The sequence below is a fragment of the Paenibacillus sp. FSL R7-0204 genome, assembly GCF_038002225.1.
Lineage (GTDB): Bacteria > Bacillota > Bacilli > Paenibacillales > Paenibacillaceae > Paenibacillus_AQ.
In genome coordinates this window covers 7168809-7184916 of sequence record NZ_JBBOCA010000001.1, presented here as the reverse complement: position 1 = coordinate 7184916, position 16108 = coordinate 7168809, and the positions used below count along the sequence as shown (strand labels likewise).

The window sequence follows — 16108 nt, the reverse complement described above, 5'->3', positions numbered from 1 at the left end:
GATTGTCCGGAATTCCCGGCAGCCATCTCTTTTTCGGGCCGGTGTCTTCCCAGATGCCGGCTTTTGTGTTGCTGTATTGGCACAACATACAACCTTAGGGGGAGAACGATTTGAACCGCTTTTTCAAATTGAAAGAGAACGGCACCACAGTACGTACAGAGATCATGGCCGGTATAACCACGTTTATGGCAATGGCTTATATTCTGTCGGTTAATCCAAGCACTCTGACTGCCTTCGGCCGCATTGATATGGGCTGGTATTCCGTATTCCTTGCGACGGCGCTGGCAGCCGGTATTTTCACCATTGCCATGGGGGTATTCATTAACTTCCCGGTCGCTCTGGCACCTGGTATGGGCCTTAACGCATATTTCGCTTCCGTCGTCTTATCCTCCGCCACCACGGAGCATCAGTTCACCTGGCAGATGGGGCTGACCGCCGTATTTATCTCCGGGATTATCTTCATCCTTCTGACCATTACCCGGGTCCGGCAAATTCTGCTCACTGCCATTCCTGACAGCCTGAAGCATGCGATCACCGTCGGAATCGGGATGTTCATCACCATTATCGGCCTGAAGAACAGCGGACTGATGACTATCGGCGTTGAAGCCGGAAGTGATATCGCCGCTAACAAATTTACAGATGTTCTATCTTTTGAAACTGTAATTCATATGGGCAGCCTGGAGAACACCAATGTTCAGCTCGTCATTATCGGCCTGCTGCTGATCTCCATCTTAATGGTACTGCGCGTTCGCGGCGCTATCCTGTTCGGAATTCTCGGAACTACCGTGGCTGCAATCCTCATGGGTGCTGTAGATTTCAGTTCACTGAGCAATCCGCAGACGCCATGGGTTCCTGACTTCACACAGCTGAACTTCTGGGAATTCGACTGGGAAGGTATTATGCACACCGGTATCGTATCGGCTATTGCCACCTTTACCTTCGTAGAACTGTTTGATACCTTCGGTACACTCGTAGGTACTGCTGAACGTGCCGGAATCATGAAGAATCCTGAAGAGGGCAAAAAGCGTGTCGGTAATGCCATGTTCGTAGATGCGGTAGCTGTCGCGGGCGGTGCGATGCTGGGGACTTCCACTACTACCGCTTATGTCGAGAGTGCAGCCGGTGTAGCTGAAGGCGGACGTACGGGGCTGACTGCAGTAACTACAGGGATCTGCTTCCTGCTTGCTTTGTTCCTGGCCCCGGTAGTCGCTCTGATCCCTGGTCCGGCCACAGCGGCAGCGCTGATTATTGTCGGTGTACTCATGGCTCAATCGATCCGTGACATTGACTTCCAGGACATGGTACTGGCAATTCCGGCCTTCCTGACCTTCGTGATCATGCCGTTTACGTATAACATTGCTAACGGGATCTCATTCGGGATTGTTACTTATGTTATTCTGGCTTGTGTAGCGAATATCGCCGGCAAGAAGAAATATGATATCCACTGGATGATGTGGGTGCTGGCGATTCTGATCATTCTGCGTTATGTTCTGATCGGCAGCCAAGGCTAATAAGCTCCACGGATTCTGACTTCCATTCTGCGGCCTCTTCATTATATGAAGAGGCCGTTTTCTTTTTATTCTTGTAGGGGAGGGCCGCCCGGGAGAAGCAGGGCTTTACCCTTTTCATTAACCAATATTTAGATTATATTGTTGAAGAGGTGATAAATGGTGTCCGGTGTATTCAATCGAGTGTTCAAGTCCTTCCGTAGCCAGCCCTGGCCGGTGCTGCTGTTCCTGCTTGGGGCAATAGTCCGTATTCTATACATAACTTCTATCCCACCGGGACTGAATCAGGACGAAGCCTCTATCGGCTACGATGCCTATGCCATTTTGCACTATGGGATGGACCGGAATGGTGTTCATCTGCCGATTCATTTAATCGCCTGGGGCAGCGGGCAGAATGCGCTCTATGCTTACTTGTCCATGCCGTTTATTCTGTTGTTCGGACTAACGCTGTTGTCTGTAAGGGCGCTAAGCCTGATCATGGGACTACTGGGCATGCTGTTTTTCTATCTCATTATGAAAAGACTGTCGGTCTCGCCTGGGGCCGGGACCGCTGCCATGTTCTTTATCGCCATTAATCCTTGGCATATTATGATGTCCAGGTGGGCGCTGGAATCGAATCTGTTTCCTACGATGATTTTGATAGCCGTATACTTTCTGCTGCGCGCCTTTACGAATCTAAGGTGGCTGTATGCCTTTACCGGCATGCTGGCCCTCTCGCTGTATGCTTATGGAACAGCGTATTTTTTCGTTCCGCTATTTGCACTCGGTACGGCAATTCTTCTATTATATAGCAAGGTCCTGCGGCCCCGTGCCTTGGCCTGGAATTTTGTATGGTTTGCGGCACTGGCGCTGCCTATATTACTATTTATTATCATTAACCGTTACGCCATGCAGGATATAGCTACTCCGCTGTTCACGATTCCGAAGCTTACGACGCCGCGCGTGGAGGAGATTTCATCCGTATTCGGCGGCAGGCTGTGGCAGGCCGCTGCAGATAACCTTAGCGCCTTCAGCAAGCTGATGTGGAGCGGGAGCGACGGCTTGGCCTGGAACTCCATCTCTCCTTACGGGTATGCGTACCCGCTGGCATTGCCTTTTGCATTGCTCGGCCTGATCGTTCTCCTGCATTCCTGGTGGACAAGCCGGCGGGAGAGGGAGAGTGCCGGCAGGGGAGCCGTGCTGCTATGGTTCCTTGTGGCGGTGCTGATGGCGCTGATTACAACTGTGAATATTAACCGGATTAATATTATTTTTTATCCGTTCATTATGTTGGTAAGCACCGGATTCGTCTGGCTGGCAGGGAGAGTCAAAGGCGTAGCCATCCTGGCCGCGGTCGGATTCGCCGTGATGTTTATTTTATTCTCCAATACGTATTTCCGCGATTTTCCTGAGCGTATTGGTCCAGCCTTCTATGCTTCCTTCGGGGAGGCCGTGCAGTATGCTTCGGAACACAGCACCGGTGAGATCTATCTTACGAATCAGGTGAATATGCCTTATATTTATGTACTGTTCTATGAGCAGATCAATCCGCATGATTTCCTGAAATCGGTTCAGTATGCCAATCCGGGAGAAGCCTTTCAGCGGGTATCTTCCTTGGGAAGATACAGGTTTGAGGATTTGAACAGGGTGCCTGCGAATGCTGCATATATCTATGCGAATACTGCTGCGCCGCCTGCGGCAAGTGCCGGATCCAGAGTGAAGCGTTTTGCCAATTACAGCGTACTGCTCACCAGTGAACAGAATGGCGGGTCTCAAGACACGCCCAAGACTGCTGCAGGCGAATTTGTGAATGGCGGATTTGAAGAAGGGGCAGCGGGCTGGTCCTTCTCTGCGGGAACGGGGGTGGCCGACAACAACCCCTTCGCCGGGAGTAAGCTGGCGTATCTTGATCCCGGAGCGGAGACCATAGTATCACAGACTTTTACCGCCACAGCCGGTGAGTACAGACTGACCGTTATGTCCAGTAGCGGCGGCAGCGGCGGGAAGATCGGCATTCGGGCAGCCGGTAAGGTGCTTGCCGAGACAGAGCTGCCTGCGGCGGAAGCCTATCAACAGATCACACTTCCTGCGGTCACTCTGGAGCAGGGGATACAGGCAGAAGTATACATAACCGGCGGTAATGGCTGGATTAACATTGACGAGGTGAGGGTAGAACGATGACCAAGAATGTACGTGCAGCGGCAACCGTTATATTAATGCTCTTCTTATTTATTCTTCCTGTAACAAGTATTTATGCTGAAGGGAATGTACTACAGAACCCGGGCTTTGAAGAAGGGGAAGAGGGGGCACCGGCAGGCTGGAGCAAGGACATGTGGATTGCCGGAGATGCGGCAGGCTCCATATCCGTTCAGTCCGAAGAGGTTCATTCCGGTAGCAAAGCGGCGGTTATTGAGAATCTGGAGCCCAATCACCTGAAGTGGGTGCAGACCGTTACCGTCTTGCCGGATAGCTATTACAGAATCTCTGGGTACGTCAAAATAGCCAGCATAGCAGGCGGGGGAATCGGGGCCAATATTTTCCCTGTAGGCATTGGGGGCGGTTATCCCGCTACCAGCGATACCGGCGGTGAATGGCAGCGTCTGGAGTTCATCGGCCAGACCGGCAAGGAGCAGACCGAGATCGGAATCGGCGCTGCGCTGGGCGGCTATGCCAATCTGATTCGGGGTAAGGCCTATTTCGATGATCTGTCCGTAGAGAAGCTGGATACGGTACCGGAGGGAGCGAATATAATCTCACTGGACAGCGGAGCCCAGGCTCCGCCGGCAGATGCGGACGGCGGAAGCAAGCCGGAGGAAGTACCGCATAAAGTATCGCCGGCCAAGCTGCTGCTGCTTTCGGGAGTATTCTGTCTGTTTTTTGCTTTTCTATACACAAGAGCCTTCCGCAGTGAGCGCCTGCTGAGACAGGAGGATGTAATCTACACCCGCTGGCTGTACGTTTTGTTCGGGGCGGCATTCATCCTGCGGATCTGGATCGGCCTTACGGCACAGGGCTATAAGAATGATATGAACACCTTCATGGCCTGGGGCCAGCGCCTGACCGACCTTGGACCGGGCAAATTCTATGAGGAAGGTTATTTCGCTGATTACCCGCCGGGGTACTTATATGTGCTATACCTGCTTAGCCTGCTGCGCGGATTATTTAACTTTGCGGGCGGGTCAGGTGCTGAGACGGTTCTCTTTAAGCTGCCTGCGATGCTCTCTGATCTGGTGCTTGGCTGGATTATCTATAAGAGCGCGCGAACTAGACTCGGCTCTGGACTGGCTATGGGGCTGATGATGCTGTTCCTGTTCAATCCGGCTGTGCTGATGGATTCGGCAGCCTGGGGGCAGGCGGATTCTTTTTTCCTCATCTTTTTGCTGCTCAGTATAATGGGGGTTGTTGATAAGCGCTTCGTACGTGCAGCGATCTTCTTTGCCGTCGCTACATTAATCAAGCCGCAGGCGCTGATTTTCACACCTGTGCTGCTGCTTGCCTTCTACCATCACCGGGCCTGGAAGCAGCTTGCGCTGGGTGCCCTGTACGGACTGGGGATCTTTCTTGTCCTCGCAGCGCCGTTCTTCTGGAACAACGGCGGTTTTGCAGGCTTGATTAACCTCTACAAAAGCACACTGTCCTCTTATCCGTATTCCACAGTGAATGCATTCAATCTGTATGCCTTGACTGACCCGATGTGGTCGGCACTGGATGTGACCTGGCTCGGCATACCGTATCGTATATGGGGCTTTATTTTCATCCTGGTGGCAGTAGCACTTGCTGCTTATTATTCCTTCAATACCAAGGAACGCAAGGATCTCTCCAAGTCCTACTTCATCGCTATGGTGCTGATCACGATTGTCTTCGTATTCGGTACCAAAATGCATGAGCGTTACTTGTATCCGGTACTGATTCTGTCCTTATTCGCCTTCATGGAGAGCCGGGACCGGCGGTTCCTGACCCTGTTCCTCGGGTTCTCCCTGACCCAGTACATCAATGTTGGTTATACACTTGCGTATTTGAATACCGGCGGAAATCCGCCGGCTGACGGCATTGTTCTGGTTACAGCTATTACCACTATCATTCTTGCGATATATCTGCTCTATATTGGATACGATGTATATATCCGCCGAACTGCGAAGCTTTTGCCTGAGCCGGTTACCCCCAAGGAGGCGTACGCAGCAGATCTGCTGCTTGCAGAAGGCATCAAGCCGCTTACCCCTGCTGAGCGCCGTTCTCCGCTGAAGCTGAAGCGCAGAGACTGGATCTGGATGCTCGGTATCACCGTACTATACGGGGCGCTTGCCCTCTATCATCTGGGAGATAACAAGGCACCTGAGACTCTGTGGGAGCCAGCAGCCAGCGGCGATAGCTTCTATGTGGATCTGGGGCAGGCCCATCAACTGGAGCGGGTCAATGTGTTCGGCGGTGTCGGGACAGGGAAGTTTCAGCTGGAATTCAGCCAGACCCCTGATAATTGGAGCAGCCCGCTTGAGGTAAGCGAGGATGTGGGCAATGTCTTCATCTGGAAAAGCCAGCCGCTTAACGTATCCGCAAGATATGTCAAGCTCTCGGTTACGTCTCCAGGCTTCACCCTCAATGAGATGGCCTTCTATGAGCAGGGGGCACCGGAGGTTCCTCTGACGATAGCAAGCGTGACACCCGATTCGGGAGCAGCAGCTAAAAGAGGAACACCGGCCAATCTGTTCGACGAGCAGTCCGTCATACCGGGGAACTCTAATTTCATGAACAGTACGTATTTTGATGAGATCTATCATGCCCGTACGGCTTATGAGCATTATCACAATATTGTTCCTTATGAGAACACGCATCCGCCGCTTGGCAAGCTGCTGATCGGGGTAGGGATGGAACTGTTCGGCGTCAATCCGTTCGGGTGGCGGATCATCGGCACCTTGTTCGGGATTTTGATGCTGCCGCTGATCTATATCATGGCCATGCGTTTGTTCCGTAAGACTACCTATGCTGCACTGGCAGCGGGACTATTCGCTCTGGACTTCATGCATTTCACCCAGACGCGGATATCGACCATCGATGTGTACGGTGTATTCTTCATTATGCTGATGTTCTATTTCATGCAGCGGTATTTCACGATGAATTTCTACCGGGTGCCGCTGCGGACCACACTGGCTCCGCTGTTCTGGTCCGGCCTGTTCTTCGGCATCGGGGTTGCTTCGAAGTGGATCGTGATCTATGGAGGCGCAGGACTTGCTATTATGCTTGCGCTGGTACTCATTGAACGCTACAGAGAATACAAGGCTGCCGGTCGCCTGCTGGCTGAAGGCAAGCTGAGCGGTCAGGAGCTCAAAGCCGCCTGCCGGACTGCAGATCAGTCCTTCTGGAAGAACACGATCATCACGCTGGCCAGTTGCATCGGATTCTTCGTCATCATTCCGGGAATCATATACAGCCTGTCCTTCATTCCTTCACTATCTGCGTCGGCAGAGGGCTTCACCGTTAAGGGGCTGATTGATGCCCAGAAGAATATGTACAACTATCACAGTCAGCTTGTAGCTACACATCCGTTCGCCTCCTCCTGGTGGGAGTGGCCGTTCATGAAGCGTCCGGTGTGGTTCTTCAGCGGCGGCGAAGGCTTGCCTGCAGGCAAGGCGAGCAGCATAGTAACGATGGGCAATCCGCTGATCTGGTGGACAGGAATCTTCGCGATGCTGGCCGCCGTATGGTTCACCGTGAAGCGCCGGGATAAGAATCTGTACATGATCTGGATCGCCTTCTTCTCACAATATGTTCCCTGGATGCTGGTGCCGCGTGAGACGTTCCTGTACCATTACTTTGCGATGGTGCCGTTTATGATTCTATCCATTGTGTACATCCTGAAGCTGCTTGACAGCAAGTTCCAGGGTGCCAGAACTCTGCGGTACGCCTATGTTGCCGCCGCCGCCATCCTGTTTGTAATGTTCTATCCGGTCTTATCCGGCATGCAGGTGAACAGCAGTTATATCATTCAAGTACTTCGCTGGTTCCCTTCCTGGGTATTCTAGGAGGAGAGCTGTAAGAGCCGCATAGTGTTCAAAGCTGATGTTGATGAGGTGCTTCAAGGAAGCTGTGGCTTACAACAAATTTAGGAGGAACCCTTGTGAAGGCCAGATATAGTGTAATTGTCCCCATGTACAATGAGGAGGAAGTCATTCAGGTAACCTACGAGCGGCTCAAAAAAGTAATGGACGATTGCGGAGATACCTACGAGCTGGTATTCGTCAATGACGGCAGCCGGGACCGTACAGCTGAGATTATGCGCGGAATCAGCAATACGGATGAGCATGTTAAGCTGATTGACTTTTCCCGTAATTTCGGCCACCAGGTGGCGATAACGGCGGGTATGGATTATGCTGAAGGCCAGGCTGTTGTGGTGATAGACGCAGATCTTCAGGACCCGCCTGAGGTCATCCTGCAGATGATCGCCAAGTGGAAGGAAGGCTACGAGGTAGTCTATGCCAAGCGGCTGAAGCGCCACGGAGAGACCTTCTTCAAGAAGGTGACGGCCAAAATCTTTTACCGTCTGCTCAGCAGCATGACCAGTGTGGAGATTCCCACGGATACCGGGGACTTCCGGCTGATCGACCGCAAGGTCTGCGATGTGCTGCGCGGCCTGAAGGAGAAGAACCGTTATGTGCGGGGGCTGGTGAGCTGGGTCGGCTTCCGGCAGACCATGGTGGAATATGTGCGGGAGGAGCGCTTTGCCGGGGAAACGAAATATCCGCTCAAAAAAATGATCCGCTTTGCGCTCGACGGAATTACCTCCTTCTCGCATAAGCCGCTCAAAATCGCCTCCTATATCGGCTTCTTCCTGTCCTTCTCCAGCTTCATCTACCTGTTCCTGGTCTTATTCCAGAAGGTCTTCACCTCCTGGACCGTGCCGGGCTGGGCGTCCATTGTCGGTGTGAACCTGTTGTTTAACGGCATTGTGCTGATGCTGCTGGGCGTCATTGGGGAATACATCGGACGGATCTATGACGAATCGAAGGATAGACCGCTCTATATCGTGCGCGAGACCAGAGGCTACCCGGAGGCAGAGGCTGAAGACACCCGGAAGGAAAGCGATTATGCAAGATAAGGCTTGGCGCGCAGGCATGATCCAGTTTCTGAAATTTAATGCGGTGGGCCTGCTTAACACGTTCATTGATTTTGCGGTATTTACCCTGCTGCATTCCCTGGGGATGCTTAACACCCCTGCACAGATTATTTCCTACAGCGCCGGGACGGCCAACAGCTTTTTCTGGAATAAGAAGGTGACCTTCAAGGGCCGGGACAGAGGCGGGAATGGCGGCTTTGACCGGATGCAGCTGGTGAGATTTATTGTGCTGAATCTGCTGGTGCTGGGCATTTCGGTGTTGCTGATTCATCTGCTGACTGATCGGCTGGGGATACAGGTGCTGATGGCCAAGGTGCTGGTTACCTTCATTACAGTGATCATTAATTTCTTTGGAAGCCGGAAATGGGTATTCTAAAGAGACAGTATATCTTCGCCGTATTCTGCGGTGGGAGCACTTATTCTATATTGCGGAGGCGATTGTCATGCGGAAGTTATCCTATTTGATTATACTTGCCGGGGTCCTGATTATGCTCTACCCCAAAGGAAGCGAATGGTACGAGGACCGTCAGCAGCAGAAGCTGCTGGAAGAGGCCGAACAGGCCTATAGTGAAATCGTTCCTTCGGCTACAGCTCCTGCCAGCCAGGATCTGAGCAAGCCTTATGCGGAAGTCACCCAACTGCTGGCGGAAGAGTCTGGTGCGGAAGAGCCAGTGCCGACTGCAGCGCCCGAGATTGAAGTTGGAGGTAAGATCACTGCTATTATTGAAATCGACAAAATCGATCTGAAGCTGCCTGTACTGGAGGGCGCCACGAAGGCCAATATGAAGCATGCTGCTGCACATATGAAGGAGACAGCTCCGATAGGTGCGGTAGGCAACGCGGCGATTGCGGCACACCGGTCGAGAACAGCAGGGCGGCTGTTCAACAGACTGGATGAGGTCGGTAAAGGGGATACCATTACTATTATTACAAGGGGCCAGGAATACAAGTATGTAGTATATGATGTGTCCATTGTAGAGCCTACCGATATTTCGGTACTGAAGGGTAAGGACGACGATAAGATTCTGACCCTCATTACCTGCGATCCGCTTGTTGATCCGACCCACAGACTCATTATTCATGCGAAGCTAACCTGATTCTTGCAAGACAAGATGACAGTAAAGGTCGAAAAAACATAAAATTTTAGTATGTTTATGGTGGAATCTAGCAGTTTGGGGCTTGATAATAGAGAAGGATATGGTAAGATAGAACTATCAAAAGCTAATACACGATAACGGCAAACCTATCGAAAGGTAGGGACGCAAAGCTAAAGGGCCTTCCCGTCATGGATGGCAGCCAGTTACCGAATGAAGAGGCTTTTTTTGTTTGTTTTAATTCAGAATCTGTCATTATGTGGTAGTAGATTGGACAGATAAAGCTTATACGATAACGGCAAACCTATCGAAAGGTAGGGACGCAAAGCTAAAGGGCCTTCCCGTAAGAATGGCAGCCAGCTACCGAAAGGGGTTTTATCCATGAAGAAGTTTTATTTAATGTTGATTACACTTTTTGTGATCGTCACTTCCGTGCAGACAGGCACTGCTCAAGCCGCTAATGCAGATTCAAGCTGGTTAAATGTTGGACAACTTGATCAAGGGGTGATCGGGGTTTCGTACGATGTTCCTAAGGGCAAGAAGATGAAGCTCATGATTACCAAGGACAATAACAGCTATACTTACAACTTATACACCTCCAAACCGAACGAGACATTCCCGCTGCAACAAGGTAATGGCTCTTATAAGGTCTCCGTTCTTGAGAATACTACAGGCAACAAATATAAAGTACTATCTTCCGAGACTGTATCTCTCTCCATGAGCAATGTGAATGCCGTATATTTGAGCTCCGTACAAAATGTAAAGTGGAGTTCTTCCGATAAATCCGTTCAAAAGGCAGCCCAGCTTACAAAGGGTCTGACCACAGATGCAGACAAAGTTAAGGCTATCTACAATTACATCGTAACTAACGTGAAATATGATTACTCTCTGGCTAACAGCGTAAGCACAGATTATATTCCGAACAACGATAACACGCTTGCTACCAACAAAGGGATCTGCTACGATTACGCATCCTTGTTCGCTACTATGCTCCGCAGTGAAGGTATTCCAACCAAATTGGTTATGGGGAATACAAGCTATGTAACTTCATACCATGCCTGGAACGAAGTGTTCCTGAACGGCAAATGGGTAACGATTGATACTACAGTCGATGCAGGTCTGGGTAAAAACACAGCATCGACAGAACTGGTCAAAGCAGCAAGTAAATATACTGCAGCGAAATTCTACTAAGAATAGCTGTGAACTATAGCATTTCCTGAGAATAACCCGCTTAATCATTAAGTGGGTTATTTTTATTTATATAAAGGTTGCTTTTTAATAGAAGGATAGGTTATTATAAATAAGCGTTGTTGGAGCGGCAAAGGAAATGAGAGATTACTTAAATAAGTGATTTCAAAAATAAAGCTTGCATTGCTCGGATGAACGTGATATATTATAAGAGTTGCTGGTGACGCGGTGAGCGGCGCTGACGACGAGCTTGATCTTTGAAAACTGAACAACGAGTGAGTACCTGGAAATCACTTCGGTGAGATCCAAATTAGAGAATGTAACAATTCTCGTCAGATGTTTCAAAATGAGCAATCGCTCTTTCTATACTGCAATCTCTTCGTCCGCTCAGCTGAGCTGGACCGAAGAGATTGCAGGTGACGCTTACTTCGTAAGCGTCCTAATTGGAGAGTTTGATCCTGGCTCAGGACGAACGCTGGCGGCATGCCTAATACATGCAAGTCGAGCGGAGTCTGAGAGGAAGCTTGCTTCCTTTCAGATTTAGCGGCGGACGGGTGAGTAACACGTAGGCAACCTGCCCTCAAGCCTGGGATAACTACCGGAAACGGTAGCTAATACCGGATAATTTCTTTTTTCTCCTGAGGAGAGAATGAAAGGCGGAGCAATCTGCTGCTTGGGGATGGGCCTGCGGCGCATTAGCTAGTTGGTGGGGTAACGGCCCACCAAGGCGACGATGCGTAGCCGACCTGAGAGGGTGAACGGCCACACTGGGACTGAGACACGGCCCAGACTCCTACGGGAGGCAGCAGTAGGGAATCTTCCGCAATGGGCGCAAGCCTGACGGAGCAATGCCGCGTGAGTGATGAAGGTTTTCGGATCGTAAAGCTCTGTTGCCAGGGAAGAACGTCCGGTAGAGTAACTGCTGCCGGAGTGACGGTACCTGAGAAGAAAGCCCCGGCTAACTACGTGCCAGCAGCCGCGGTAATACGTAGGGGGCAAGCGTTGTCCGGAATTATTGGGCGTAAAGCGCGCGCAGGCGGTTATTTAAGTCTGGTGTTTAAACCTTGGGCTCAACCTGAGGTCGCACTGGAAACTGGGTGACTTGAGTACAGAAGAGGAAAGTGGAATTCCACGTGTAGCGGTGAAATGCGTAGATATGTGGAGGAACACCAGTGGCGAAGGCGACTTTCTGGGCTGTAACTGACGCTGAGGCGCGAAAGCGTGGGGAGCAAACAGGATTAGATACCCTGGTAGTCCACGCCGTAAACGATGAGTGCTAGGTGTTAGGGGTTTCGATACCCTTGGTGCCGAAGTTAACACAGTAAGCACTCCGCCTGGGGAGTACGGTCGCAAGACTGAAACTCAAAGGAATTGACGGGGACCCGCACAAGCAGTGGAGTATGTGGTTTAATTCGAAGCAACGCGAAGAACCTTACCAGGTCTTGACATCCAACTAACGAAGCAGAGATGCATCAGGTGCCCTTCGGGGAAAGTTGAGACAGGTGGTGCATGGTTGTCGTCAGCTCGTGTCGTGAGATGTTGGGTTAAGTCCCGCAACGAGCGCAACCCTTGACTTTAGTTGCCAGCAGGTTGAGCTGGGCACTCTAGAGTGACTGCCGGTGACAAACCGGAGGAAGGTGGGGATGACGTCAAATCATCATGCCCCTTATGACCTGGGCTACACACGTACTACAATGGCCGGTACAACGGGAAGCGAAGCCGCGAGGTGGAGCCAATCCCAGCAAAGCCGGTCTCAGTTCGGATTGCAGGCTGCAACTCGCCTGCATGAAGTCGGAATTGCTAGTAATCGCGGATCAGCATGCCGCGGTGAATACGTTCCCGGGTCTTGTACACACCGCCCGTCACACCACGAGAGTTTACAACACCCGAAGTCGGTGGGGTAACCCGCAAGGGAGCCAGCCGCCGAAGGTGGGGTAGATGATTGGGGTGAAGTCGTAACAAGGTAGCCGTATCGGAAGGTGCGGCTGGATCACCTCCTTTCTATGGAGAATTGTCTTCTGCAATGAAGACATTCAAATCTTAAATCTAGCCGGTCGGCTAGCTACTCACTCGTTGGTCAGTTTTGAGAGCTCAAACTCTCAACCGGCTGTAACTTCGATCGTCACTGTTGTGATCGACCCGAACTTACAGCAACTTGATCCTTGAAAACTGGATACCGAAACGAATTTGCGTTTTAGAACATTCCTTTAAGCTGAACTTGTGTAAACAAGTTTCAATATTTTAGTGATGCTAAGTGAAGGTTTTTGATTGTGCAAACAAGCAAAACACCGGAACGTTGGTTAAGCTATTAAGAGCACACGGAGGATGCCTAGGCGCCAGGAGCCGACGAAGGACGTGGCGAACAACGAAACTGCCTCGGGGAGCTGTAAGCAAGCTTTGATCCGGGGGTGTCCGAATGGGGAAACCCAGCTGTGGTAATTCGCAGTTACTCGTATCTGAATACATAGGATACGCAGAGGCAGACCAGGGGAACTGAAACATCTAAGTACCCTGAGGAAGAGAAAACAATAGTGATTCCGTCAGTAGCGGCGAGCGAACGCGGAACAGCCTAAACCAAGGGGCTTGCCTCTTGGGGTTGTGGGACGTCTCACATGGAGTTACAAAGGAATATGGTAGGCGAAGAGGTCTGGAAAGGCCCGCGATAGAGGTAAAAGCCCTGTAGCCTAAACTGTGTTCTCTCCGAGACGGATCCCGAGTAGTGCGGGGCACGTGAAACCCCGTATGAATCCAGCAGGACCATCTGCTAAGGCTAAATACTACCTGGCGACCGATAGTGAAACAGTACCGTGAGGGAAAGGTGAAAAGCACCCCGGAAGGGGAGTGAAATAGAACCTGAAACCGTGTGCTTACAAAAAGTCAGAGCCCTTTCTATGGGTGATGGCGTGCCTTTTGTAGAATGAACCGGCGAGTTACGTTTAACATGCAAGGTTAAGGTGAGAAGCCGGAGCCGCAGCGAAAGCGAGTCTGAATAGGGCGACTAAGTATGTGGACGTAGACCCGAAACCGTGTGATCTACCCCTGTCCAGGGTGAAGGTGCGGTAACACGCACTGGAGGCCCGAACCCACGCATGTTGAAAAATGCGGGGATGAGGTGGGGGTAGCGGAGAAATTCCAATCGAACTCGGAGATAGCTGGTTCTCCCCGAAATAGCTTTAGGGCTAGCCTCGGTGAATGGAGTGGTGGAGGTAGAGCACTGATTGGGTGCGGGGCCCGCAAGGGTTACCAAGCTCAGTCAAACTCCGAATGCCATTAACTTCTTGCCGGGAGTCAGACAGTGAGTGCTAAGATCCATTGTCAAAAGGGAAACAGCCCAGACCATCAGCTAAGGTCCCCAAGTGTGTGTTAAGTGGGAAAGGATGTGGAGTTGCACAGACAACCAGGATGTTGGCTTAGAAGCAGCCACCATTGAAAGAGTGCGTAATAGCTCACTGGTCGAGTGACTCTGCGCCGAAAATGTAACGGGGCTAAACACACCACCGAAGCTATGGCTAGATGCGTTGCATCTGGGGTAGGGGAGCGTTGTATGTGGGTTGAAGGTGTACCGTAAGGAGCGCTGGACAGCATACAAGTGAGAATGCCGGTATGAGTAACGAAAAGATCAGTGAGAATCTGATCCGCCGAAAGCCCAAGGTTTCCTGAGGAAGGCTCGTCCGCTCAGGGTAAGTCGGGACCTAAGGCGAGGCCGAAAGGCGTAGTCGAAGGACAACAGTTTGAAATTACTGTACCACCGTAATCCGCTATGAGCGATGGGGTGACGCAGGAGGGTAGTGACGCGGACTGATGGATGTCCGTCTAAGCAGTGAGGCTGGTGTGTAGGCAAATCCGCACATCGTAAGGCTGGGCTGTGATGGGGAGCGAAAATTATAGTAGCGAAGGTCATGATCTCACACTGCCAAGAAAAGCCTCTAGTCAGGAGAAGGTGCCCGTACCGCAAACCGACACAGGTAGGCGAGAAGAGAATTCTAAGGCGCGCGGAAGAACTCTCGTTAAGGAACTCGGCAAAATGACCCCGTAACTTCGGGAGAAGGGGTGCCTCGGTAGGGTGAATAGCCCGAGGGGGCCGCAGTGAAAAGGCCCAAGCGACTGTTTAGCAAAAACACAGGTCTGTGCGAAGCCGCAAGGCGAAGTATACGGGCTGACGCCTGCCCGGTGCTGGAAGGTTAAGGGGAGCGGTTAGGAGCAATCCGAAGCTGTGAACCGAAGCCCCAGTAAACGGCGGCCGTAACTATAACGGTCCTAAGGTAGCGAAATTCCTTGTCAGGTAAATTCTGACCCGCACGAATGGCGTAACGACTTGGGCGCTGTCTCAACGAGAGATCCGGTGAAATTTTAATACCTGTGAAGATGCAGGTTACCCGCGACAAGACGGAAAGACCCCATGGAGCTTTACTGCAGCTTGATATTGAATTTGGGTACGATCTGTACAGGATAGGTGGGAGCCGTAGAGGCAGGAGCGCAAGCTTCTGCGGAGGCGCCGTTGGGATACCACCCTGATCGTATCTAGGTTCTAACCTAGTGCCCTCATCGGGTACGGGGACCGTGTCAGGCGGGCAGTTTGACTGGGGCGGTCGCCTCCTAAAGAGTAACGGAGGCGTTCAAAGGTTCCCTCAGAATGGTTGGAAATCATTCGCAGAGTGCAAAGGCATAAGGGAGCTTGACTGCGAGACCTACAAGTCGAGCAGGGACGAAAGTCGGACTTAGTGATCCGGTGGTACCGCATGGAAGGGCCATCGCTCAACGGATAAAAGCTACCCTGGGGATAACAGGCTTATCTCCCCCAAGAGTCCACATCGACGGGGAGGTTTGGCACCTCGATGTCGGCTCATCGCATCCTGGGGCTGAAGTAGGTCCCAAGGGTTGGGCTGTTCGCCCATTAAAGCGGTACGCGAGCTGGGTTCAGAACGTCGTGAGACAGTTCGGTCCCTATCTGTCGTGGGCGCAGGAAATTTGAGAGGAGCTGTCCTTAGTACGAGAGGACCGGGATGGACGTACCGCTGGTGCATCAGTTGTTCCGCCAGGAGCATGGCTGAGTAGCTACGTACGGACGGGATAAGCGCTGAAAGCATCTAAGCGTGAAGCCCCCCTCAAGATGAGATTTCCCAGTATGTAAGACCCCTTGAAGACGACGAGGTAGATAGGTTGGAGGTGGAAGTGCAGCAATGCATGGAGCTGACCAATACTAATCGGTCGAGGGCTTATCCAAATTTATA

General features: G+C 51.5%; 7 protein-coding genes, 2 rRNA genes and 2 riboswitches. All 9 genes read left to right on the top strand.

Annotated elements, in window-relative coordinates; translation table 11 throughout:
- Positions 1–110 precede the first annotated feature (110 nt).
- The 9 genes from MKX42_RS31130 (at position 111) to MKX42_RS31090 (ending at position 16101) form a co-directional block, all read left to right on the top strand.
- Entirely contained in the window at positions 111–1511 is a 1401-nt protein-coding gene (locus MKX42_RS31130; RefSeq protein WP_340757243.1) for an NCS2 family permease, read from the top strand.
- A 156-nt stretch (positions 1512–1667) separates the two neighbouring features.
- On the top strand, positions 1668–3668 hold the full coding sequence (locus tag MKX42_RS31125) for a hypothetical protein (protein ID WP_340757242.1): 2001 nt from the start codon (positions 1668–1670) through the stop codon (positions 3666–3668).
- Positions 3665–7504, top strand: coding sequence for a glycosyltransferase family 39 protein (locus MKX42_RS31120; protein WP_340757240.1), 3840 nt, complete (start codon positions 3665–3667; stop codon positions 7502–7504). Before MKX42_RS31125 ends, MKX42_RS31120 begins: the two co-directional genes overlap by 4 nt.
- Positions 7505–7599: 95 nt before the next feature.
- A complete protein-coding gene (locus MKX42_RS31115; RefSeq protein WP_340757238.1) occupies positions 7600–8577 on the top strand; it encodes a glycosyltransferase family 2 protein in 978 nt (325 codons plus the stop codon).
- Positions 8567–8971: a GtrA family protein gene (locus MKX42_RS31110; protein WP_209993762.1), complete on the top strand. Its 405-nt coding sequence runs from the start codon at positions 8567–8569 to the stop codon at positions 8969–8971. The genes MKX42_RS31115 and MKX42_RS31110 overlap by 11 nt, the downstream gene beginning before the upstream one ends.
- Before the next feature lie 67 nt (positions 8972–9038).
- Entirely contained in the window at positions 9039–9692 is a 654-nt protein-coding gene (locus MKX42_RS31105; RefSeq protein ID WP_340757235.1) for a class D sortase, read from the top strand.
- 129 nt (positions 9693–9821) lie between these two features.
- Positions 9822–9903, top strand: a riboswitch (cyclic di-GMP riboswitch).
- Positions 9904–9976: 73 nt separating this feature from the next.
- Positions 9977–10057: riboswitch (cyclic di-GMP riboswitch) on the top strand.
- Positions 10058–10070: 13 nt separating this feature from the next.
- Positions 10071–10880, top strand: coding sequence for a transglutaminase-like domain-containing protein (locus MKX42_RS31100; RefSeq protein ID WP_340757234.1), 810 nt, complete (start codon positions 10071–10073; stop codon positions 10878–10880).
- Positions 10881–11317: 437 nt separating this feature from the next.
- Positions 11318–12878 (top strand): 16S ribosomal RNA (locus MKX42_RS31095).
- A 297-nt stretch (positions 12879–13175) separates the two neighbouring features.
- Positions 13176–16101: ribosomal RNA gene (locus MKX42_RS31090) — 23S ribosomal RNA — on the top strand.
- Together the 16S and 23S rRNA genes form the textbook arrangement of a ribosomal RNA operon.
- The last annotated feature ends 7 nt before the right edge of the window (positions 16102–16108 follow it).

Coding starts and splice junctions, on each gene's coding strand:
- MKX42_RS31125 (WP_340757242.1), top strand. CDS start 1,668: ATGGTGTCCGGTGTATTCAATCGAGTGTTCAAGTCCTTCCGTAGCCAG.
- MKX42_RS31120 (WP_340757240.1), top strand. CDS start 3,665: ATGACCAAGAATGTACGTGCAGCGGCAACCGTTATATTAATGCTCTTC.
- MKX42_RS31110 (WP_209993762.1), top strand. CDS start 8,567: ATGCAAGATAAGGCTTGGCGCGCAGGCATGATCCAGTTTCTGAAATTT.
- MKX42_RS31105 (WP_340757235.1), top strand. CDS start 9,039: ATGCGGAAGTTATCCTATTTGATTATACTTGCCGGGGTCCTGATTATG.
- MKX42_RS31100 (WP_340757234.1), top strand. CDS start 10,071: ATGAAGAAGTTTTATTTAATGTTGATTACACTTTTTGTGATCGTCACT.